This is a genomic window from Flavobacterium maritimum (assembly GCF_040049085.1).
Lineage (GTDB): Bacteria > Bacteroidota > Bacteroidia > Flavobacteriales > Flavobacteriaceae > Flavobacterium > Flavobacterium maritimum.
In genome coordinates this window covers 217,591-239,334 of the sequence record NZ_JBDLZY010000001.1, presented here as the reverse complement: position 1 = coordinate 239,334, position 21,744 = coordinate 217,591, and the positions used below count along the sequence as shown (strand labels likewise).

20 protein-coding genes are annotated in these 21,744 nt (G+C 35.0%); all 20 read right to left on the bottom strand.

Annotation, left to right across the window (positions count from 1 at the left end):
• Positions 1–33 precede the first annotated feature (33 nt).
• Positions 34–1,386: an O-antigen ligase family protein gene (locus ABEB23_RS01000; protein ID WP_348810509.1), complete on the bottom strand. Its 1,353-nt coding sequence runs from the start codon at positions 1,384–1,386 to the stop codon at positions 34–36.
• On the bottom strand, positions 1,376–1,918 hold the full coding sequence (locus tag ABEB23_RS00995; RefSeq protein ID WP_348810508.1) for a serine acetyltransferase: 543 nt from the start codon (positions 1,916–1,918) through the stop codon (positions 1,376–1,378). Before ABEB23_RS00995 ends, ABEB23_RS01000 begins: the two co-directional genes overlap by 11 nt.
• On the bottom strand, positions 1,915–3,060 hold the full coding sequence (locus ABEB23_RS00990; protein WP_348810507.1) for a glycosyltransferase: 1,146 nt from the start codon (positions 3,058–3,060) through the stop codon (positions 1,915–1,917). Before ABEB23_RS00990 ends, ABEB23_RS00995 begins: the two co-directional genes overlap by 4 nt.
• A complete protein-coding gene (locus ABEB23_RS00985; RefSeq protein ID WP_348810506.1) occupies positions 3,057–4,166 on the bottom strand; it encodes a glycosyltransferase family 4 protein in 1,110 nt (369 codons plus the stop codon). The genes ABEB23_RS00990 and ABEB23_RS00985 overlap by 4 nt, the downstream gene beginning before the upstream one ends.
• The gene (locus ABEB23_RS00980) at positions 4,163–5,491 is read right to left on the bottom strand and encodes a glycosyltransferase family 2 protein (protein ID WP_348810505.1); all 1,329 of its coding nucleotides are present in this window, start codon (positions 5,489–5,491) and stop codon (positions 4,163–4,165) included. The genes ABEB23_RS00985 and ABEB23_RS00980 overlap by 4 nt, the downstream gene beginning before the upstream one ends.
• A gap of 610 nt (positions 5,492–6,101) precedes the next feature.
• Positions 6,102–7,196 carry an exostosin domain-containing protein gene (locus tag ABEB23_RS00975; protein ID WP_348810504.1) on the bottom strand — a complete coding sequence of 365 codons (1,095 nt, stop codon included), beginning with the start codon at positions 7,194–7,196 and terminating at the stop codon, positions 6,102–6,104.
• Entirely contained in the window at positions 7,193–7,933 is a 741-nt protein-coding gene (locus ABEB23_RS00970; protein ID WP_348810503.1) for an FkbM family methyltransferase, read from the bottom strand. Before ABEB23_RS00970 ends, ABEB23_RS00975 begins: the two co-directional genes overlap by 4 nt.
• A gap of 36 nt (positions 7,934–7,969) precedes the next feature.
• Complete coding sequence (locus tag ABEB23_RS00965; RefSeq protein WP_348810502.1) at positions 7,970–8,737, bottom strand: FkbM family methyltransferase; 768 nt, start codon at positions 8,735–8,737, stop codon at positions 7,970–7,972.
• A gap of 9 nt (positions 8,738–8,746) precedes the next feature.
• Complete coding sequence (locus tag ABEB23_RS00960; RefSeq protein WP_348810501.1) at positions 8,747–9,553, bottom strand: hypothetical protein; 807 nt, start codon at positions 9,551–9,553, stop codon at positions 8,747–8,749.
• Positions 9,554–9,704: 151 nt separating this feature from the next.
• Positions 9,705–10,880: a glycosyltransferase family 4 protein gene (locus ABEB23_RS00955; RefSeq protein ID WP_348810500.1), complete on the bottom strand. Its 1,176-nt coding sequence runs from the start codon at positions 10,878–10,880 to the stop codon at positions 9,705–9,707.
• Positions 10,877–12,052, bottom strand: coding sequence for a glycosyltransferase family 4 protein (locus ABEB23_RS00950; protein WP_348810499.1), 1,176 nt, complete (start codon positions 12,050–12,052; stop codon positions 10,877–10,879). The genes ABEB23_RS00955 and ABEB23_RS00950 overlap by 4 nt, the downstream gene beginning before the upstream one ends.
• The gene (locus ABEB23_RS00945) at positions 12,052–13,422 is read right to left on the bottom strand and encodes an asparagine synthase-related protein (protein ID WP_348810498.1); all 1,371 of its coding nucleotides are present in this window, start codon (positions 13,420–13,422) and stop codon (positions 12,052–12,054) included. Before ABEB23_RS00945 ends, ABEB23_RS00950 begins: the two co-directional genes overlap by 1 nt.
• A 335-nt stretch (positions 13,423–13,757) precedes the next feature.
• Positions 13,758–14,852, bottom strand: a complete 1,095-nt coding sequence (locus tag ABEB23_RS00940) for a glycosyltransferase (RefSeq protein ID WP_348810497.1) — start codon at positions 14,850–14,852, stop codon at positions 13,758–13,760.
• A 53-nt stretch (positions 14,853–14,905) separates the two neighbouring features.
• The gene (locus tag ABEB23_RS00935) at positions 14,906–15,817 is read right to left on the bottom strand and encodes a glycosyltransferase family 2 protein (RefSeq protein ID WP_348810496.1); all 912 of its coding nucleotides are present in this window, start codon (positions 15,815–15,817) and stop codon (positions 14,906–14,908) included.
• Between the two features lie 5 nt (positions 15,818–15,822).
• Complete coding sequence (locus ABEB23_RS00930; protein ID WP_348810495.1) at positions 15,823–16,848, bottom strand: glycosyltransferase family 4 protein; 1,026 nt, start codon at positions 16,846–16,848, stop codon at positions 15,823–15,825.
• Positions 16,848–17,975, bottom strand: a complete 1,128-nt coding sequence (locus tag ABEB23_RS00925; protein ID WP_348810494.1) for a hypothetical protein — start codon at positions 17,973–17,975, stop codon at positions 16,848–16,850. Before ABEB23_RS00925 ends, ABEB23_RS00930 begins: the two co-directional genes overlap by 1 nt.
• The gene (locus ABEB23_RS00920) at positions 17,972–19,117 is read right to left on the bottom strand and encodes a glycosyltransferase family 4 protein (RefSeq protein WP_348810493.1); all 1,146 of its coding nucleotides are present in this window, start codon (positions 19,115–19,117) and stop codon (positions 17,972–17,974) included. Before ABEB23_RS00920 ends, ABEB23_RS00925 begins: the two co-directional genes overlap by 4 nt.
• A 21-nt stretch (positions 19,118–19,138) precedes the next feature.
• Positions 19,139–20,071, bottom strand: coding sequence for a DUF6625 family protein (locus ABEB23_RS00915; RefSeq protein WP_348810492.1), 933 nt, complete (start codon positions 20,069–20,071; stop codon positions 19,139–19,141).
• 10 nt (positions 20,072–20,081) lie between these two features.
• Positions 20,082–20,795, bottom strand: coding sequence for a class I SAM-dependent methyltransferase (locus tag ABEB23_RS00910; RefSeq protein ID WP_348810491.1), 714 nt, complete (start codon positions 20,793–20,795; stop codon positions 20,082–20,084).
• Positions 20,796–20,841: 46 nt separating this feature from the next.
• Positions 20,842–21,744: a glycosyltransferase family A protein gene (locus tag ABEB23_RS00905; protein ID WP_348810490.1), complete on the bottom strand. Its 903-nt coding sequence runs from the start codon at positions 21,742–21,744 to the stop codon at positions 20,842–20,844.

Genomic DNA, 21,744 nt, shown 5'->3' with positions numbered 1-21,744 from the left:
ACAATAGCACAAACGAACCGATTTTTCAATCCTCTATTTCCTGACTGAAACCGGTTTTTCAACGAGTATTACCTGTAATAAAGTAAGGGAATAAATAAAAGCAGGTGCGGCTATACGCATGGCGGCATGATTGATGGTCAAAAACCAAAAAACAAAAAACGACAATAAGAAAATATGCTGCCGGTTATCCAGATAAAAAACAAAGGGAGTAATTAGCAAAATCAGCAAATTAACAATCCCTAAAAATCCATGTTCGGCTAGCATTCGGGTTATTTCGTTATGAGTAGCCAAATTTATCCCCGTTAATTCTTTCCGGTATTCTTTATTTTTTCCCACACCGATACCGGTAATAGGATTGTCATAAAACATGGCTAGTTCTGTTTCCACCAACACTTCTCGACCAGAAAATTTACTAACTTTCTCTCTACCCAAAGCATCTTCTCCTTTATAACGGTTCAAAATAAGTCCCCCTGTTTGGGCAATACTATACCCAAAAACCGCAATTCCTGATACCACTAACAAAATAGAAACCACATTCACCTTAAACTTTCCCTTTAGGGAAACAACAGGATAAGTAGCCATCAACAATACTATAATCATGGCTATCCCGGTATACACTCCTCCTCTTGAAAAAGTGATCAGCCCTCGATAACCCAACGCCAACAAAAAAAAACTATTGAAAGCAAGTAGTACAAGACTCTTCGAAAAAAACAATAAACGTACAAAGACCACAAACATCCCCAAACCCAAAATGGTGGACACCTGATTGGGCCCAAATCCACCCGAGGTTGCCGAATTAGAATCAGTTCCCGTGACTACATCCCGAACACTGGGATTAAATAAAAACAAATAAATAAGCATAGCCGCTATGGGATACGTCATCCATCGGGTCATTTTTTCAATATCCGAAAAAGAAACCCTTCGATTGACTGTGTAAATACAGGAAATAGCCAAACAGATTGGGCCTGACACATTAAAAACAATCGCCTTTCGAATATCCGCATCAAAACTAAGATTCACAACACCAACAAGTATTCCAGGTATCAAAAACAGGAGATACATCCAATAAGGCAGCGTTCTTTTGGAGATTCCACTATAATAAATTCCCAATAACATGAAAATCATAACACCATATTTGGCATATTCATTCCCGATATTCCCCTTGGTCATTCGCAAAAAGACTTCAGCCGCAACGATATAGGCCGACCAAAACAAAACCTCATTATTGGCATTCCGGTTTTTAATAATAAAATAACAACCGCTAATAAGGATCAACGCAGCATACCCCATTGATAGGGGCCGAAATAGAAAAACGACAATCCCTAGCATAAAATGCAACAGTATAAATTGGATATAATGGCTATCTGTAGTGTCTCTATTTTGCATGCTCTTTATGAAGTGGTATCGCAGGAACGCCAGCTAAAATTAAATGATCCGTCATAAAACTCTTTACCACACAGGAGGAAGCCCCTATGGTAATACTATTCCCCAAAATCAATGGACCAATAACAGTGGCATTAGCGCCAAGAATACAGTCATCTCCAATGACAAAAACATCATTTTTTCGATTCCCATTAAAACCAATAATATTTCCTCCGGTCAAAGTCAAATTTTTACCTACAGTAGCTCTGGCCGATACCACCGCTCCTACTGAGGGGTGCAGGATTAATATCCCCCCTTTTATAGAAGATTTATAATGAATATCAATGTTCGAAAAGCTTTGTACAATCGTAAAAAAAGGAATAAATGGCAAACGCAGGACCCCATAGAACCTTCCAAAAACCAAATACCCAGCCCGTTCCATCCTGTATAGCAGCAGTCCCCAAAAAGTCCTTGTAAAAACAACAACTAACAGTCGATACTTTTTTTTCCCAATTATTCGAGAAATATCCTGAAAAAAATAGGAGAATTGATTCATCGTATGGATTGTAAAACAGACAATTTAAGTTTTGAAATATAATTGGTAAATGTAAACTTTTCTGCCAATTCTAAAACAACACCAGACATTTCTTTTAATAGAGAGGCATTACTATTCACGGTATTTAAAAGAACCTCATTATAGGAAATATCTGATGTAACATCCCAGACAAAACCATTTGTATTATCAATATAGTGACCAATACTTCCCACATTGGATACTATTGGAATAACTCCATAACAAGCGGCTTCGGCAATTACTTTTGGAAAACCCTCTGATGCTGTACTCGGTAATAATACAAAATGGGCTCTTTTAAGCAACTGATGGACATCACCACTATTTAAAAATCCATAAAATTGAACTTTATCTCCTAAAAATTTGGTTTCTCTTTTGTACTTTTCTTTAGAAATACCATCTCCAATAAAGTGCATTTTTTTGATTTGGGAAATTTCAATTTGAGATAAAGCTTCAATGATTCTATCAACTCCTTTTTCCTTTTCTAATCTACCAACAAATACAAATTCGAAAGGCCCTGTAAAAGTTTTATCGCTACCGATTAACTTTCCTTCCTCTATGTCTTCATTAGTTAAACACGGATTTTCAAATGACAAGCAGTGGGTTGGTTGGTCCCTCCAAAATCCATTAATTGTAACAGGGCATCGCGCAATGTTTTTTTGCAACCACCATCGTTGGATGGCATAACCAATCGGAGGATCCACTTGAGCCCAATTGCCGGCATATTTTAACCAAAAAGTAAAAGTTCTAGGAATGAAAAAAGAAAATAAGGGTAATAAAAACAACCCCATACTGGTAGGCAACCGCAATTGCACTTCCGAAGCTCCTCGGACGGTTCTGACTACCTGAAATATAATTTTAGGCAGTTTAACTAGGATTAAAAACTTATCCCAAAGTCGTTTCCCTCCGTAAGGAGGAATTGGCACAAAGTGAATATTATCTTTAGTATAAGCCAGGGAACTTGCTGGTGCGTCGGCAGAATACAAGCAACCTACATGATAAATCGTTTCCCAACTATCCGCCAGAAAATTAATTTCATTGACTGTGGATCCCCAACCTTTTACAATTCCATCCGCATCTGCATAATGCTCGGTATGCGATATAATGACTAACTTTTTCCGTTTCATTTTTCAATCAGTTTTAGATAGTCTTTAATTACAATAGGCCATTCGAATCGTTTCGACCAGGCTTTAGCATTAGCAGAATAAGAATCATAATCTTTCATAATGGTTTCCAAAGCAGCACTAACAGATTCAATAGCGTGAGGCAACACTAACTTTCCGGAATAATTCTCGGATATCGCATCAACAATACCGCTGTCCGAAGAACCGATGGCAGGTAATCCTAACGCATTGGCTTCCAAAACAGCAATCCCAAACCCCTCAACATCACCATTATCTAAACGCTCACTCAACATTACAAAAACATCACAAACAGCTACTATAGAAAATAAATCTTCATCAGACAGAACTCCATGAAAACTCACCGCATCCAAAACCCCCAAGGCTTCGGCCCGTCTTTTAAAATCTTCTTGCTCAGCTGACAATCCTATGACATGGTAATGAACCTCCGGAAACTTTTCCTTTATTTTCGGAAGCGCGGCAATCAAATTTTGCTGTCCTTTGCGGTAGCTTACATTGCCTACGGTAACCAATCGAGGATAACCTTTTAACCGAATTGTAGTCACATCTGGAGCAACTTTTGGAACCGAAAAACCATTGTTAATCACACTTATTTTTAATTTGGGGTTGATCGCCAAAGCCATATTTTTGGTAAAATGAGAAACCGCAACTAACGCATCAAACCGTTTCAAACTCCATTGGGTCATCCTTTGGCTGATACCATTTCCTGCAAACAATTCGGAACCATGCATAACTGCAACAAACTGTTTTTTAGAAAAAAACAACTTCAAAAAAGCCACTTGCCACAATGAAAATTTCCCCGAAGCGATGATGACATTCGGTTTATTGGAAAGAACCAATTGAAATCCCAACCAAATCCTCTGAAAATAAGTCAAAAATGAAAAAGAATAGCGCAGAATTCGGCAAACCTCAAACCGCAACTTTTGATCAAATTTCAAATCATCTGCTAAAACCAAAGAACGCTGATTCGTGCAAACCTTAATTTCATAACCGTTTTCAGCCAATTGATCCGCCAGATGATAGGCGTGATTGCCAATGCCTCCTGGAAGCGGTGGGAATTCAGAAGTTAATATAATTATTTTTTTTGTCATGAAATAAATCCTTTTTTCAATTTAAATGATGACAATCGCCACGATTTCGATACCTGAAAACAAACCAAAGGCAACAAAAACGGAATCAAAACAAACGAAAGTATTTTCAAAGCTCGATTGCTTTTAAACTGATAAGGCACTAGGGACGGTAAAATAGCATGCAAAACGTACCATCGCGACAATGAATTACCAAAATACTTTCGGGACAAATACAACACACTCGGAACAGGTCGGGATCCCAATAATTTTTTTGGGCGCCAGCCGTCCCAACTCCCCATCTGACGTAAACCACCTTCACTTACTTTCAAATGTATGCGTTTAGCCTTGTAATTGGAAATATTTTTATAACCGGCTAAATAGGCTCGCAATCCAAATTCCCCATCACCCATGCGCTGTTTTTCGAATTGGCGGTCAAAGAATCCAATTTCGTTGAAAACAGACTTTTTCAACAATACATTGCCAGTATCCAGTTGATCACTCCATCTGAAATAGCTGTAATGCTTCGGTACTTCGGCCCCAACTGTACTGATGGACACTCCCGAAGACAAATCGGCTTGAAAATAATCCAGCCCTTTTAAATGTGCTTCTATCCAATATTCATCAACCAAAGAATCGTCATCATACAACAAAATATAATCTCCTTTGGCGGATTGTATCGCTTCATTCCGGGCACGCCAAAGCGCTTTTTCTTCCTGAAACCGGTGCTTTAAATCCAATTGCCATCCTTGGTAAAATTCAGCCCGAAAAGCATCGGTTTGATCAACCACAATGACTTCGAAATTTTTATAGGTTTGCTTTTCCAAATCACGTAAAACATCTTTTAGATATATATATCGGTTAAGCGTGGGAATCACAACCGAAACCAAAGGCCTTGAAGCCACAAGTGGACTCTGAAAAGAATCATACTCCTGATATTCAAAAGCGTCTTTGGAATAATCAACTCGCTTTACTTTTCGGCTCCCAAGAAATCCTTTCCATTCTACAAAAGGATTTTTAAAACTCATCAGTCGCAACAGCAATACATACCAAACCCAGGCCTGATGAAAATTTTTACGCAAAAAAATATATTCGTCAAAAACCGGCAGGATCACTGGCTCCCACACATCAAATCCTGTTTCCCCTTTCGCACTAATAAAACCCTGCTGAAAAGCCGTCCAACCAAAATCCCGGTCTCTGGCCGCTTCACTTTGGTATCGAACATCTTTGGCAATAGCACAACCAACTTCTTTGAGTTGTCTCTCTGTTGGAAAATAACCAAAATCCGTCTGCGGTCTTAGATTAAAGTACCATATGGGTTTTAAGTATTGTAAAAAATTAAATATCATTTTGTTTTTTTTCAAACCATATTAAACACAACTCTCATAACAATCCACTCTGTCAGATCCAGCCCGTCATTTCGAGCAAAGTCGAGAAACGAGATGCACTTCCTAATCACAACAAAGATTTTAACAACACCTCCTTGTCATATCGAGCGGAGTCGAGATACAGGCGGGGTCGAGATGCTATCTTTACCTCTCAACAATCTTCATGATAAACACAACTACCCTAGCAATACACTCTGTCACATCGAGCGCATCATATCGAGCAGAGTCGAGATGCGAGCGAAGTCGAGAAACGAGATGCTATTTTTACCTAACACCAATCCTCATGATAATCACAACTACCCTAGCAAGCACACTGTCACATCGAGCCTGTCATTTCGAGCGAAGTCGAGAAACGAGATGCATTTCAATCGATGACTGTATCAGCTAAACAAGGGTCTCGACTCCGCTCGACCTGAAAATCGTCTTAACACCACCTTGCGGCCACATCGAGCGTGTCATATCGAGCGAAATCGAGAAATGAGATGCTATTTTTACCTAACACTAATCTTCGTAATAATCACAACTACCCTAGCAATACCTCTGTCACATCGAGCGCGTCATTTCGAGCGTGTCACATCGAGCGTGTCACATCGAGCGGAGTCGAGATGCGAGAAACAAGATGCTTTTCCATCATTTCCAGCATCCCTCTCACAGAAAGCGTTTCTTTCCATAATTTTCGGTTATTCAATTGCAACTGTATAAAAGCTTCATTAGATAAGTTTCGATGAAAATCGCTCACGATTTGGGCAATTTTTTTTCTATCTTTCCATTCCACCCAAACGACATGATCCTTCCAATTGACTTGATCTTCAAAAGGCAACAAACAATCGGTATTCACAAAAACGGGTATTTTACCCATCATCAGGGTTTCATAAAAACGTACCGAAAAATTACCGGCACCACGAACGCACAAGACATAATCCGAAGCGGAAATATTGTCGAAATAGGCTAATGTGGTTCGGTTTCTTTCAGCTTCCGATTGAGCTCCAGCCCTATACTGATTGCGATAGATGAAATTGGTTTTTAGCAAAGATGAATCTTCCAAATACCCCAGCAATTTGGCTCGCTCATAAGCCGATGCGAACAAAGGCTCCCAATCCTTTCGAAATGGATTTTGAAACAAGCGTCTCCCATTTTCTTTCATACATTTAGCCAATTCTTTCAACCGCTTTGATACTGATGTCGTCGCATGACCGCAAAACCCTACAACAGCCAACTCCCGTTTGGCAAGTGGACTGATGCTTTCTTGCTTATAAATCCCCTGAAAATGATCGGATAACCCCACAGGAAACCCCTTATTGTTTTCGGATAATTGCGATCGAAAACCTCCCATTCGAAAATAAGTAATATTGGAAAATTCGGGATATGCGATTCCGAAATCACCTTGTATATAAGTAAATGCTCTTTTAGATTTTTTTTGACACTTTTGATTAATAAGTAGTAAATCATTTACTTTCCCTTGACTTGCATAATAATTTACAGGAAACGGCAGTAAAATAACATCAGCTTCTTCTATTTCATTGACTCTATCAAAACAAGTATATACTCTATCCTGAAAAACAAAACCATTACCCCATCCTTTTTCATGAAAAAAAGGACGGGTTAAAATGAATAAATGGCGCTTATCCGAAATAGAAAAATGAGTATGTGGTATGTAGATTTTCACATTTTATTGAATTTGGGTAAAAATATTGCATCCCCATAAATTATCTGACCCATTTTATCAATACTCATATTATAAAAAGAAAACAAATCGTAATTTAAAGATCTTAAAAACAAACTAACATCATGAAAAAGGGGTTGATTTTCATACATTTCTATAAATTCAACTTCAACAAAAATCAAATCAATTTTTTGCTCCTTCAGCATATTTGTAGCACCTATTAAAACATTCAAATCGGCTCCTTGTACATCAATCTTTAATATATTAATTCTTTCGATTTTATTTTCAATACAAAATTGATCTATTGTATTAGTGTTCACTATTATTTTTTCTTTTGTCTCTATTACTTTAGATAGAGCATTTTCAACATCAGAAGACTTTAATAATGAATTAGTTAAAGAAGAGTTATTCAAATAAAATTCTGTTTGACCTATAAATGAGGTTAACGCAATATTGAAGACAAACGAATTACTGTATTTTTTGGCAGTTTTTTCTAATTGGAGATACGTTTTTGGTGTAGGTTCAAAAGAGAATATAGTACTAGCTGTAAAATGTTTTTTATATAGTGTAATACTTCTTCCATCATGAGCTCCAACATCAAAAATAACTATTGGTTTATTCCGAAATAATTTCTTTTTTACAAGAAATGGATCATTGAATTTATATGCATAATATATATAAGGTGTTATACCAATGTAACCTAGAAATTTTGTGACTTTTTGTCTTAATTTTTTTTTCATCAAAATAGAATTATTTTATTGCTTTTGCACTATATTTCATTTAGCATAAATATCCCCAAAGCCTGACTTTAGAAATGAATTACTAGAAATAATCTCAAGTAACTGGTTTGAATCTAACCATTTGCTTTCCATTTTCATAGACTCACCTATTGAATAAGTGAACGAATCATATCCTAAATCTTTTAATTTTTTGACACAAGCAACAAGCTCATTATGCAATTCAGGAACATTGTACTCGAATGAAATAATTCCAGATTTTTGACCAAAACCACTAAATACCTCTAATTCAAAACCTTCTACATCAATTTTAATAAATTTTGGTTCTCCGTATAAATTCACTAATTCTACCATCGTTTTGACTTGAATTAATTTAGATTTTTTCCAAATCGATGTTTTGTGTCTTGTATCTTTTACTTTGTTAATATAAGAATCTGAAAAAGTAGATAAAACACTATTATCTGCTTCAAAAAATTGCTTTATTTCATTTTTTGAACCCAATCCAATATTTTCTATTATTATCTTATTCCTATATTTTTTTGTTAAATATTTTACGCATTTTTCTTGAGGTTCAATGGCAATTACTTTTGCTCCAAGCCCTAAAAAAATCTCTACTCTATTTCCGAAATTTGCTCCAACATCAAATACTAAATCATCTTTTTCAATAAACTGACTATAAAATTGGATTCCCTCATCAAACAAATTTTTATTTAAAGGTTGTCCGATATCTTTTTTAGCAATTTTCTTTAGAAGATCCCATAACTTTAATTTTATCAAAATATTCTTTATATTTTTTTTACTTAACATATTATAAAACTAAATATTAATTGTTTTAAACTCTTTATCTCCAACAATCGCAGCGTATTTAGCAAAAGCACTATTATGCATTTCTTCCGTTTTTAATAAAAAAACCGTTTCGCTTTCTGCAATAACAAAGAAATCAGCAAACGTTTTTAAATGATTTTCGATACTAACTTTTGAATGTTTAGTATAATCAATATGCTTTGGATCTCCTTCAATTACTTTGCAAGAAGTCTGTCGTTTGATATAATTTAAAAAATTAATACTGTCGGAAAATACATAAATTACATCCCCTTGGTTTGCTTTCGAAATTTCCATAACAGTATTTTTTATTGTTTCTCTTATCTCTTCTTTTCTTTCATTAGAAACCACCTTGTGGCTGGAGTCTTTAAAATCCCCTAATATAGAAGTAAATCTCGTATGAATTGCAATTCTTTTATTTTCCAAGAAAAGTGATACTATTTTTGAATTTAAATAATCACTTTTTTTAAATAATTCATGAAATGATCTTCTCCATGCAGCATTTTGCTCATCTAAATTAAATCCTTCATTAATAGTAATGGAATAGTCAATATTGGAGTAAACAATAAACTTTTTTTTATTACTACTAATAATTAGTTCTTTTGGATTGGTATTAAAATCATCCATCAAGTAGAGAATTTCTGTACTAGCAGGATTCCATTGTAAGTCAGCTGCATTTGAATTCCAATTGTATAAATTGGACTCTAAAAAAAGATTTATCTCAAATGGATGCTTAAAATATATTTTAAAATCAGCATTCACCTTTTTAGCAATCTGATAAAAAGAAACAATTCCTTTCAATCTGTCTACTAAACCTCCATGTTGAAAATTTCCATCAAAAACGACTATTATTTGCTTTCTATCTGATTTGTGAAAGAACGAAATCTTATAAAAATAGTTAAGAAAAAATTTATATTTCACAAACCATAATTTAATCTTTTTTTTATTTCTCTTAATCACTCTCATAAAACGCTGTAAACTTTTTAATTTGTCTAGATAATTTAAATTCAGCAGCAGTCCTTGTTATTGCCCTTCCCATCATTGTCTTCTTTTCACTTTCAGACATTTTAACCACTTCCACAATTTTCTCGCATAAAGATACTGGATTTCTTTTTGGAACTACAAAACCGGTTTCTTTATCAATAATATTTTCAGACAATCCTTCTGCATCACTCACAATACAAATTTTCCCCATGGCTTGTGCCTCCAAAACAGCATTACAAAACCCTTCCTGAATACTGTATTGCAGATACACATCGGATTGTTCCAACGCTTTTTTAACTTCCGAAGGAGGCAATTTCCCTGCAAAAGTAACCTGATTAGCCAAGCCCAATTGATGGGCCGCAAATAGCAAACGTTCTTTTTCGGGTCCGTCACCGATAATTGTATACTGAAACATAATTCCTTGCTGCTGAAGTAAAGCCAAAGCTTCTAAGATATATTCCAAGCCTTTAATCCAATGCAAACGCGCAACAGTAACCATCTTCAATTCTCTTGGAAACAACAAATCAGCAGTCCCTGTGAATTGATCTGTAGCAATCGCAGGAGTGATTTTAAAGATAGCAGCTGCTGGAACACCTTGCTGTACAAGTCCCTTTTTCATGCTGTCAGAAAGGACATGGTACCTGACGTCTTTAGAAAAGAGTTTCGCATAACAATGCGGATGCTTCATCGGATACACATAATAGTCAAATCCCCTGAAACTCACCGCCATTTTAGCCCCTATAGCCTGAGCCAAATTTTCCCTTTCCAAAACCATGGTGCCAAATCCGAAATGAAGCCAGTCCAATCTTGCAACAAGCAGATGACGGTTAGTTACTATCTTCTTTACTATAGAAAAATGAGCACTGCCATCCTTTCGTTCCAAACGATACAATTGTAATACCGTTCCAAAATGAAACAGCAACAATACCAAAAAGGAATAGCCAAGGTGTAAAAAAACAAATACCGGATTTCCTGACAACTGTGGTGCCGCAACGACAGTTACTTTTTCAAAAGTTTTTTGTTTGTTGCCTGAATTGACAAAAAGAATCACTTCATGCCCATGTGATTGCAGCCCTTTTATTTTGTTGACAAAAAAGGTCTCAGAATACCCTGGAACAGCAGCTAAAACTAATCCTATCCTCATGATCGTTCATTTAAAACAGATTCGTACAAAGTTTTCATCCCGGCAATCATTTGGGCATGCGAATGTTGCTGCTCAATCGTTTTTCTGGCAGCATAACTTAATTTTTGATAGTCAGTTACCGTTAGAGCAGTGACTTTTTGTAATGCTTCGGCTAAAGCCAAGGGGTTTCGGACAGGAACCAAAAATCCGTTCGCACCATCAGTAAGCACTTCTTTCATACCACCGCAATCTGTTGCAATCACTACAGTTCCCAAAGCCATCGCTTCCAGAACCACATTGGCAATCCCTTCTTCCACACTGGGTAAGAGTAATACATCTGCTTCCCGAAGCGCAGCCAGAACCGCCTCAAAAGGCATTGGAGCAACAAAACGTACTTTTTCTTCCAGACCCAATTGCGAACGTTGTAGCAGCAATTCTTCATCGGTACCAATACCAATAATCGAATAGTCAAAATTAAATGATTGGCTTTGCAAAATCTTCAACCCATCTAAAGCATAGGAATAGCCTTTTTTCCAATGAGAACGACCAATCGAAACTACTTTTAATGGATTATTAATTATAGAATGATTTTCAAAATCCAAATTACTCATCGATAATCCACTATAAACAACTTTAATTTTAGCTAAAGAAGCATTATACTTTTCAGCTTCAAAAGCAATGGCTTTAGATACAGCATGAAAACCGTCCACTTGCGGAAAACAGTGCGCATATCTTTTTCGTAATTGCTCATCAGCAATTGGAGAATAATTAATGTGAGCACCTCTAAGACTGACAATAAATTTCATACCAAATTCCTGCACCCACATCCAATCTCCAACGCCTTTGGCCCATTGTAAATGAAAAATGTCCGGACGATAGTACAAAACAGGATAGTATTTCACTTTATACCTAAAGGAATCATTCCCGTGTTGGAGAAGTAGGCGGTCTAATTTTTTTTTGTCTTTATTTTGAAACAGCAACAATAAAACAGCAAAATACAAATACTGGACTAACTTTTGGAAACGATTGGCATAGCCTACTATTAGTACATTTTTTCCGTATTTCTTTTTCTTTTTTAAAGTTCCAAAAAGATAAATGCGATAACCGGTCTGCGCCATACCTGCCACCAACCTGTCAATAAAGGTCGTAGAAGGAATTTCCCCGGAATAGATGGCAATTTTTATTGGAACCATTATAATTTTTGTTTACTGAACAAGGATAGCGTTAACAACATACTGACCGAATGCGAATAATAAACCGCTTCTTCTTGGGTAAACTTAGTATAAAATTCAGAAACAACCGCCGGATCTATAAATTTTGTAAAGGCAGGATTCTCAAAAAGCCATTGTTTCAATTGTTTATCATTCTCTACCCCTAAAAACTGTAATTCCCAATTGCGTTGAATCAGGGGAGTAGACACCAAACTTCGTTTGATTTTATCCGTTATTTTATAGGGAAGATTCCAAGGTCGATGATCCCAATGGTACTGATACAAATTGAAAGGACGATGGTCCTGCCAAGTGATTTTGGCCAAAGCAGGCAGGCGCATTTTCAGGTATTCAATTTGAATCTGGCGTCCAGCCAAATATTTTTCGGGTACCGAACAAATAAAGGCACACATACGATTATCATAATAAGGAACTGAAACAGGTCGAACCGATTCAAAAACCGAAAGATTGGTACTGGTCCAGCGGGGCGCCCAATACAAACTTTTGAAGGCACGTATTTGTGCATTCGCATTCTGGGGAATATTAATTTTCGATACCAATACACGTATTCGTTCTTCTAAATAGCTCTCAAAATCCCCTTCTAATGCCCAAGACTTCCATAAAGACTCTGCCAATTCAATTCCGCCCTTTTTGACTATTTTTTTTACTAATACCCTCACCTTTTCCTCAAAAGACAAATCATCGGGCACACCCATGCCATCAAACAATACATCACCCCAATGGCCTAAGGAGAAAATTTCTCCCAAGCTGGCATATTGATCGACAAAAGCCATTTGCCTTGGATGGGTAAACTCCGAATAACAACCGTTAATTTGGGCTAATGACTCTATTGTATCCCACAAATACCCCTGAGGCACTTTCCAGTCGCGAAATGGGAAGCCACAAACCTGCGCTATTTTCCTGCTGTATTTTGTCTCGTCATGACCACCCTCAAATGCATAGCTATAGGCCTGAACTTCTTTACCCAAATAATGCAAAGCAGCAGCCTGAGTACGACTGTCTAATCCCCCAGACAAAGGCAGAATCACTTTTTGACTGCCTACTTGTTCCAAAATTATAGTCTCAAATAAAACGGCAAATTCTTGTACAATTTGAGATAGTGGTCGTTCCTTTGGTGTATAATGCCATCGAAAATAAGATTGTTGCGAGACGATTTGGTTCGCATCAATCTGGTATTCCTGAGCAGGCTGCAATACTTTCTGTTCCAGATAATAAGTATCCTGATCCAGAAAAAAACCGGTCGCTGCAAAAACACAAATAGCTTGATAGTCCAATGTTTTGGGGGCACCAACGAACGAAGGTTTATGAGGAATTATTGGATTTTTAATACTCATTATTTTATTACAATTGCGTCACGCCAAGATAATTTTTTTTTGATAAACTAAAAGCGGAAATACGGGATAAAATAGGCACCAATTTTACAAAATCTGCATAAAGAATTTATCATCCCACCCTGAATTTTTATTGAAGGCTCAAATCAAAAGAAGTCGAGATGATCTACTTTGTCACATCGAGCTCGTCATTTCGAGCGAAGTCGAGAAACGAGATGCGCTTTTTTACCCATAATAAACACAACTACCCTCGCAACGCACTCTGTCACATCGAGCGGAGTCGAGATGCGAGCGGAGTCGAGAAATGAGCGGAGTCGAGAAACGAGATACTTTTCCAATTACCGTTTTCTTTCTACAAGTGCCGTATACAATTCCTCATGAGCTTTGATAAACCGCTCCATTGAAAAATGTTCAATACAATACTTCCGAAGTTTCTGGCCCATTGCATGTCTTTCCTCTCCTGATTTTTGATAAAACAAAGCTATTTTCTCGCTCAAATCTGCTGCATTCGAAGCTTCAAACAACAATTCTGGAAAATCCTTTAATACAAAATTAATCCCGGATATATTCGACCCTAAAACTGGTATTCCCATCGTCATTGCCTCAACAAGTGCCATAGGCATCCCTTCTTTTCTTCCCTCATTTAAAGTTGGAATAACATACAAATCAGCTTGAACCAAAAACGGACGCACATCCGTATGTTTACCTAAAAAAAAGATCTGGTTTTCTAACTGGACCTCTTTCACCAATTGTTTTAATTCATTCCCGTAAGAATCCCTGTCATCACCAAAAACTTCTAAATGAATGTTGGTATTTCCTAGAAGTTGAATCGCTTGTATCAAAACCTCAATTCCCTTAACAGGAACCAAATTAGCAACGGTAATTATTCTAAAAATGGCAGCTTGATCTTTTTTAGGATATAAATTGGGGCTATAATAGTCTGTATCCAGTCCCAATGGAATGAGTTGTTGCTGTTTTTTATCAGGAAAATAATTCCGCATCTCTTCATTGATGGTAATAATAAAGTGGCTTAAATAACTCTTTATTTTCCAATGCACATTGCCCCAACTCATGGCTTTTTTAGTATAGACAAATTGAGCTCCTCCCAAACGACTGGCCAAAACTTCGGACCAATCACTGCTCCAATTCCAGGAATGAACGATGTCTAATTGATACTGTTTCACAAAGGTTTGAAAAGGTTTTATACGAAACAATAAACTAAAATACGGTCGCAATGGAACCGTTGTTTCTATAATATGAATAGGGAATCCTAATTGCTCTACTTCTTTAAAAAAGGCTCCTTTGGAATTTTTACAGGCAATTTCAACTTCAAATTTTTCTCCATCCAATCCCTTCGCTAAATCATACAACACTTTACCGCTTCCGGCAGTATCAAAATTGGGGATGGTGAAGAGGATTTTTATTTTTTTCATCAAGGCAATTATCGCTTTTAATTAATTTTAAATTTCAAAATTGTTTAACGATCTTATTTTTGGAGGAACCTATTTATCCTTTTGGCAACATACTTCAACCATCTTTTATCTGAAGGATTTTGAATAAAAAAAAGAATGAACGACGGTAAAAATTGGTATAAGGCAAAACTTGATAGTTCCATTAAATGTTGAGTAGTCAAGGCATACTTATAATCTTTCTTGCTTATCAAATGTGGATATTCATAATAAAAAGATCGTAAGAGCTCCCTTGCTGCTGCAAACTGCTTTTGTTTATTAGAAGTTACAGAATTTCTGTCATTTCTTCTATCCAACAAAACCAAAGATTGATTAATTCCATAAATATCGGAAACCATACAAAACCGCAAAAAATAAGCCCAATCGATTGGTACGTTCGGATAATGTTTTGAAAAATACAGTCCATTATCAATATGTACTTTCTTTCTAAACATCATACAACTATTCACAACTTTTGTTTGATGTAAATAATTTAACAAAAACATTTCTTTCCCCCTAGGATACTGTTCCCCATTGACTAAAATACCCGGAAATTGAAAAGTAATTTTATCTCCATCCCAAAAATCAGCTATACCGGATACTAAACCAACATTCGATTTAGAATCAAGAACACCAACTTGTAAAGTTAGCCTGTTTTCATAATAAAAATCATCTTGTTCAGCTACCGCAATATAATCACCATTAGCATGAGATACTAAACGATTCATGGTGGAACCTAATCCCAAATTTTCATCATTAATTAAAACAGAAACTTTTTTAAATTTGTCTTTAAAATCATTTAGTATCTGCAAGGAGCTATCCTTTGACCCATCAATACAGGCCACCAATTCAAAATCGTGAAAGCTTTGACTGACCAAACTTTCAAGCGTCCTAGCTAGAGTCTTTTCGCCATTGTAAATTGGAAGAATTACTGATACTTTTATATCCATAAAAATTACATTATTTCTTTATAAAAAGATTCAATCTCTAGCGCTACTTTCCCCCATTCAAAGTCCAACGAAGTGGCTTTTGCTTTTTTACTCATATCCAATTGTTTATCTATATCTTTAAGTAACGAAACTGTTTCATCAACCAAAGCTTTGTAATCATTGTGAGGTACTAATACTCCTGCTTCATTTTTCACGTAATCTGCATTACTACTTACATCTGTTGAGATTATTGGCAAACCACAAGCCATTGCTTCTAAAATAGAATTACAGGCTGTCGCATTCTTTAAAGGTAAAAACAAAAGCGTTGCTTCCTGATACAATGTTCTCAAACTATCGTCATCCAGCTCCGAAAAAACAGTTACAGCATCATTTGGCACTATTTTATTGGCAAAATCCTTTCGTAAAACCGCATTAATCTTTACTTTGGGATTTTGAGCTTTTAATCTGGGTATGGCATAGTTTAATGCATCAAAATCTCTAAGATGCTGACCAACAAACAACACTGTATTTTCTTTTCTTTTACTCGCATCTGGTTTAAAAAAAACGGTATCGACACCATGGGGAATGAATTTGACATTTTCTAAATCGAGCCAATTTTTTAAAAAATCAACTTGATTCTTACCCACTGCAATGGCTCCATTTAATTTTTTTAAATACTTAGTATGAGGAATAATTTCGCGTAAAATTTCGGGAGGCTTATGAAACGTAGCTATGAATTTATATTTTTTAAGATACGAATTTAAAGCGATACTGAGTCTAATGTCTCTTTCACCGTTTAAGTAATGAACGATTCCATTCTTCTTTTGGAAAGCAATTAATTGTTTTAAAAGTTCATACTCTTTAATAAAACTGATTGTATCATAATTTCCTGCTTTTTGATCAAATAGCTTTGCCATTTGTTTAGCCAATGCATAGGGGAACTTCGAATCAAGGTAAGGAAGAGTCCTCCCTTTTAAATAGTCTGCTAGTATTCCATATCCCGAATTTTGAGCATGATGAGCAGAACGATGATGTATGATGATTTTTTCCATTAGCTTTTTTGACTGAGCATAAAGTTAATGATTCTCTTTACATTTGCTTTAGGATTTACATGGTTATCAAAATAGTTCTTGCTGTTATAGGATAACTTTTCACACAGTAAATCATCTTGTAAAGCTTCTTCGATAAGCGAAATCATTTCCTGTTCATCCTCAAAAAACAATACTTCTTTTCTGTGCGTCAAAGGAAAAGGAAGTTCTGTGCTTAATTGCTCTGCAACAATAATTTTTGCTTGTGATAAATACTCCGCCATTTTCCAAGCTGGTGAATTGACCAATCCTCTGGTATAAACAACGATCTTAGCTTTTCTTACTAAATTCAGATACGATAGGGAATCTGTAGGCAAATTTGTAAGCGCTTCTTGATATTTCTCATTTGCTATTTCAGAAGGGACGAATCCTCCTTTGAATTTTTTTTTGAATTTTTCCTTAAGTACTTTGATTAGATGGTAACGTTGTTGATGAATTTGCTGAACATCTATTGCATTTTCATTAGAAAAACACCTAGTTTGAAACAATATCGAATTTTCAGAAGAATTTGTTTGATTTTCAAAAACTGTTAAATTATTGATATATTTGACTTGTTTCCAATGTTGAATTTGGTTTTTAATTATTCTGTTCAACCTACTAAAAAAATAATTGTCCCATTTTATACTAATCAATACATTGGTGATAAAAATTGCAGTACAGAATTTATAACCATTCTTTTTAAAAGAAGAATTTACTTTGAAAGTTAATCCCAATGGATATATTTTTTGTTGAAACTCCTTCGGTAGTTTACTTACATAATGAGTTTCAAAATTTCGTTTGAAAACATAATCACAATGTTCTAAAGCATATTTTGAAAAGGAATAGGAAGCATCATACAAATCAGTCGCAAAATTTATTGTTCTTCCAGATTTTGTATCAATCAACTGATAAAAAGAAGTTTTGGGATGAGGCTGATTGGTTTCTTCAATACTTGAATCTGTCACTCGGATAGTCCCTAATCGTTTGGCAAAGGAAAGAACAACATTGGTTTTTAGACTCGACTCCCCTTCCAACTCAAACAATCCTGTCTGAATATAAGAGGAATGATTCAGTTCCTGGGGAGTAAATATTTTGACTAGAATGGGACTCATAATGAATGTAATGCCGAATTTACTGAATCCATTAATACTCTGATCGTTTCTTCAATGCTATATTTTTCTACCACTTTTTTTCTGGCATTCAGTTTCATCTCCTGCAACAACTCCTTATGCTTAAATAAGTGAAGAATAGCTTCAGAGTAGTTTTCTGGAGAAGATAATAATCCATCTTCACTATTACTAATAACATCCGTCGGACCTCCCGGGCAATCAATTCCTGCAACCGGTGTTCCGCAAGCCATACTCTCAATCATCACCATACCAAATGTCTCTTTATCACTAGGTAACACAAACAAATCAGCTTCTTGGAAATACTGGGGCAATTCATTATGCTCTTTATGTCCAAGAAAAAAAACATTTTCTGAAAGCTGGTATTTTTTTACTAAATCTTTTAGTACTGACCAGTAATTTTCTGAACTTGTGGGACCTATAATTTTTAAAATCGCATTAGGGAAACCATTTTTAACCAACGTATTCAAAGCTTCAATGGCGAGATGCAATCTTTTCCATTCCACTATTCTGCCAACATATAATAATTTAGGACTATCTAATGTTATATCTTGTTGATGTTTAGGTTTAAAAACATCGCAATCCACGCCTAATGGAAAAACTCGAATGTCTAAGTTTTTAAACATTTCCATATCTTCCATAGCCATTTTTTGCATATTGGTATGTACCAAGATATGATGTGCCTTTTTGTAATACTCTCTCGCCCAAGCAATATCAGTATAATGTTGACCGCCAAGCATGGCTATATATTTCTTTCCTTTTTTTAATATAAGCTTAGATAATTCATAGGAAAAAGGGCTAGAATGACCTGACATATTAATGATTGTTACATCGGGAGTATCTTTTTCGTATTGCTTCAAACAAGATCTGGAAAACTGCTTTTTCCATTTTCTATGGTCGCCATTTCGGGTCAGATTCACAGGATAAAAAATCCATTTTAAAAGTGCATCACTAATCGCATAACGGAATAATTTGGGAGTAAAATATTCCATGACACAATCATAACCCGTTTGTTTAGCTAAAGCTGCCATTGCTTTTATATGTGGTTGACTGTGATAGGTGGGTACACTTTTTTCTACCACTCCCGCGGCCTTGGGTGTAAACGGATGCACTATCGTTATTTTCATTTATATTTTAATCAACATTTTTTATAGATTCAGCTTGTACAATCTTTTAAACTTCTTTTTTAATCTTTTAAAAAAAATCCTTTTTTTTTCTCTGACAAAATATCCATCAAATAAATTATTAAAAATGTTAAACCCTTTTTCAAAATTGGAATGTGAATGATAATGTATGGCAGAATAAGAAATATAAAAACTATCTGTTGAATCGGCAAATTTAACTTCGCAATTTTTCATGGTTTTTTTCCAGTTGATAAAGTGGAGATACATGTATTCTTTAACAGAGCTTTCGGTTAACTCATACACTTTACCTTTTTTATAAAGCCATTTATCTAATACATATTCTTGATGGGCTACAGATTCTATTCCTTTATCCAAAAGCTCATCTTCCCAATAAACAGAGATTGTGTTTTTTAATTTTAGCTCACCTATTATTAAAGCGAAAGCATTTTCATCAAACCATTTATAGCTCTGTTGCTCAAAAACATCTTTATAGATTCCATTATGTTTATATAACAGAATATTACTTTCATTATTTCGAATGATTGTAAAATGTCCAGATATTGTTCCTTTTAAAGAAGTAATAACATCATATTCATTCAATAAATTATCTGTAATAAATCCCCTTATATTTCCCCAAATTATATCAATATCACAAAAACCCCAAAAATCATATTCAGTAAGATATTCACCGAACAAATCTCCATAAGTAGGTTTTAAATCACATAATTTTCTGGGATTATCCAAAACCACCTCAAATCCCATTTTATCAGAAGCCAATTGCTGTATTTCTTTTAAATTTGATTTATGAAAATCTACATTCTTGGGTTTATCATTAGGTATTTCACAATCCGTAAAAAAAATCCATTGCACAGCCGGATTCTCCTTACAGGATTTAAGAAATGCAGGAAACCAGACTGGCCATTTTCCAAAATAAGGAACAACAAATGCAATTTTCATTTACTATGGTTTATCTTTTTAAAACTAATTTTAAACATTGAAAGGCCAATTTAAATAGCTCTTTTTTATTAGTAATGTATTTTGGATGCGTTATCTTTTTTCTATACAATTCTGGATGAACAATAGCATTAACAATTTCGGAAGATTGCAATTCGTTATCATTAAAAACACCTTTTTTAGCATAAAGAATAATATTTTGCCTATACCACCAAAAAATATTTTCATTATTCCAAAATGAATTTCTAAGAACATCATAAGCAAGATAACCTTTTGATTTAAACTTTTGATGCCAATACTCTGGCCATTGCTCGTTTACATGATACTGTCCCCCTTGTCCTGGTACTGCAGCAGAAAACAAAATACAATCACTATGAGTTGTTAAAGCATCAATAATATTGCTCGCTGCTGATTCTGGCAAATGTTCGGCAACTTCTAAACTGATTGCTAAATCAAATTTCTTATTAAGCCACAATTGTTTTGTTAAATCGTGTTGCAAAAAATTACTTTCAGGGATATTCAATTGGTTTCCATCAACTTTAACCCCATCTACCCCTTGAATACCCGCTACTCCTAATTCAGTTGCAGCTTTTAACCAGCTCCCATTACCACAGCCAATATCAATTATACTTTTAGGGTTAATTAGATTAAATACAAAGGGAAGAATTTCAAAAGCAGCTCTTGTATTATGTGTTTTTTCGGTATGATTATACTTGATTTGATTCATTTAATTATCTAATTTATTTGAGATTTTGAAACGTCACTTACAAAATTTATTTATGAAAAACTGTCTTTATAAATCTTTTAGTAAACTCAATAAAAGTCTTTTTTTCAAAATACATTATATAAAATAACAATAATTCGATTCTATCCTTAATATTTATTCTTCTCACCTTTTTAATCGCATTTTCATACTCTCTAAGAATTCTAATAATCTGAACCTTTTTGAATAAATGCAGTTTTTCTTTTATTAAAAATCTAAAAAAAGAATAAACAGCTTGATTTTTTATATCAATATTATCTTTTTTTCCTGAAATATTTAAATTAGAAATTCTAATCATTACAAGTGCATCGTTGATAGAAAAAATAGGTAAATCATCAGTAAATTCAAACCAAGCTCTATCGTCACTACACCAACCAATTGGATTGTTATAAAAACCATGTTCAAGATAACTTTTTTTTGAAAAAATATATTCCGATAGTGAACTTCGATTTTTCCCTTCAATTTTTCTGTAAAATGAATCTGAAACCTTCTCCCAAATCGGATGCTGATATACATTAGAATTTCCACCTATTTTTTCATTAATCACAGCATTAGCAAAACGAACAACATTTGACTTCTTTTCAAATAGTCTAAAATTAAAATAGAACATCTCTACCACACTTTCTCCCAACACATCATCGTCACCTAAAATCATCAACCAATCTTCATCTCCAGAAAGAGCAACGCAACGCTCCCATTGTTGGGTTAATGAATTGCCTCCCAAGTTACTTTCAAAACGATGGTAAATAAAATCAAATCGACCCCGATACTTTTCTAATAAATCGGAGGGATTTTCCGGACTGGCATCATCGCCTATATAGACTTTAAATCGTTTATCCGTTTGACTGGCTAAGGATTGTAAGGTAGCTTCAAAAAAAGTGAGTTTATAGAATGGAATTATGATAGCTAGCAT

What these genes read in the sequence shown, in the direction of transcription:
- ABEB23_RS01000 (WP_348810509.1), bottom strand. Translation starts at nt 1,386, where the DNA reads ATGCAAAATAGAGACACTACAGATAGCCATTATATCCAATTTATACTG.
- ABEB23_RS00995 (WP_348810508.1), bottom strand. Translation starts at nt 1,918, where the DNA reads ATGAATCAATTCTCCTATTTTTTTCAGGATATTTCTCGAATAATTGGG.
- ABEB23_RS00990 (WP_348810507.1), bottom strand. Translation starts at nt 3,060, where the DNA reads ATGAAACGGAAAAAGTTAGTCATTATATCGCATACCGAGCATTATGCA.
- ABEB23_RS00985 (WP_348810506.1), bottom strand. Translation starts at nt 4,166, where the DNA reads ATGACAAAAAAAATAATTATATTAACTTCTGAATTCCCACCGCTTCCA.
- ABEB23_RS00980 (WP_348810505.1), bottom strand. Translation starts at nt 5,491, where the DNA reads ATGATATTTAATTTTTTACAATACTTAAAACCCATATGGTACTTTAAT.
- ABEB23_RS00970 (WP_348810503.1), bottom strand. Translation starts at nt 7,933, where the DNA reads ATGAAAAAAAAATTAAGACAAAAAGTCACAAAATTTCTAGGTTACATT.
- ABEB23_RS00965 (WP_348810502.1), bottom strand. Translation starts at nt 8,737, where the DNA reads ATGTTAAGTAAAAAAAATATAAAGAATATTTTGATAAAATTAAAGTTA.
- ABEB23_RS00955 (WP_348810500.1), bottom strand. Translation starts at nt 10,880, where the DNA reads ATGAGGATAGGATTAGTTTTAGCTGCTGTTCCAGGGTATTCTGAGACC.
- ABEB23_RS00950 (WP_348810499.1), bottom strand. Translation starts at nt 12,052, where the DNA reads ATGGTTCCAATAAAAATTGCCATCTATTCCGGGGAAATTCCTTCTACG.
- ABEB23_RS00945 (WP_348810498.1), bottom strand. Translation starts at nt 13,422, where the DNA reads ATGAGTATTAAAAATCCAATAATTCCTCATAAACCTTCGTTCGTTGGT.
- ABEB23_RS00940 (WP_348810497.1), bottom strand. Translation starts at nt 14,852, where the DNA reads ATGAAAAAAATAAAAATCCTCTTCACCATCCCCAATTTTGATACTGCC.
- ABEB23_RS00935 (WP_348810496.1), bottom strand. Translation starts at nt 15,817, where the DNA reads ATGGATATAAAAGTATCAGTAATTCTTCCAATTTACAATGGCGAAAAG.
- ABEB23_RS00930 (WP_348810495.1), bottom strand. Translation starts at nt 16,848, where the DNA reads ATGGAAAAAATCATCATACATCATCGTTCTGCTCATCATGCTCAAAAT.
- ABEB23_RS00925 (WP_348810494.1), bottom strand. Translation starts at nt 17,975, where the DNA reads ATGAGTCCCATTCTAGTCAAAATATTTACTCCCCAGGAACTGAATCAT.
- ABEB23_RS00920 (WP_348810493.1), bottom strand. Translation starts at nt 19,117, where the DNA reads ATGAAAATAACGATAGTGCATCCGTTTACACCCAAGGCCGCGGGAGTG.
- ABEB23_RS00915 (WP_348810492.1), bottom strand. Translation starts at nt 20,071, where the DNA reads ATGAAAATTGCATTTGTTGTTCCTTATTTTGGAAAATGGCCAGTCTGG.
- ABEB23_RS00910 (WP_348810491.1), bottom strand. Translation starts at nt 20,795, where the DNA reads ATGAATCAAATCAAGTATAATCATACCGAAAAAACACATAATACAAGA.
- ABEB23_RS00905 (WP_348810490.1), bottom strand. Translation starts at nt 21,744, where the DNA reads ATGCTAGCTATCATAATTCCATTCTATAAACTCACTTTTTTTGAAGCT.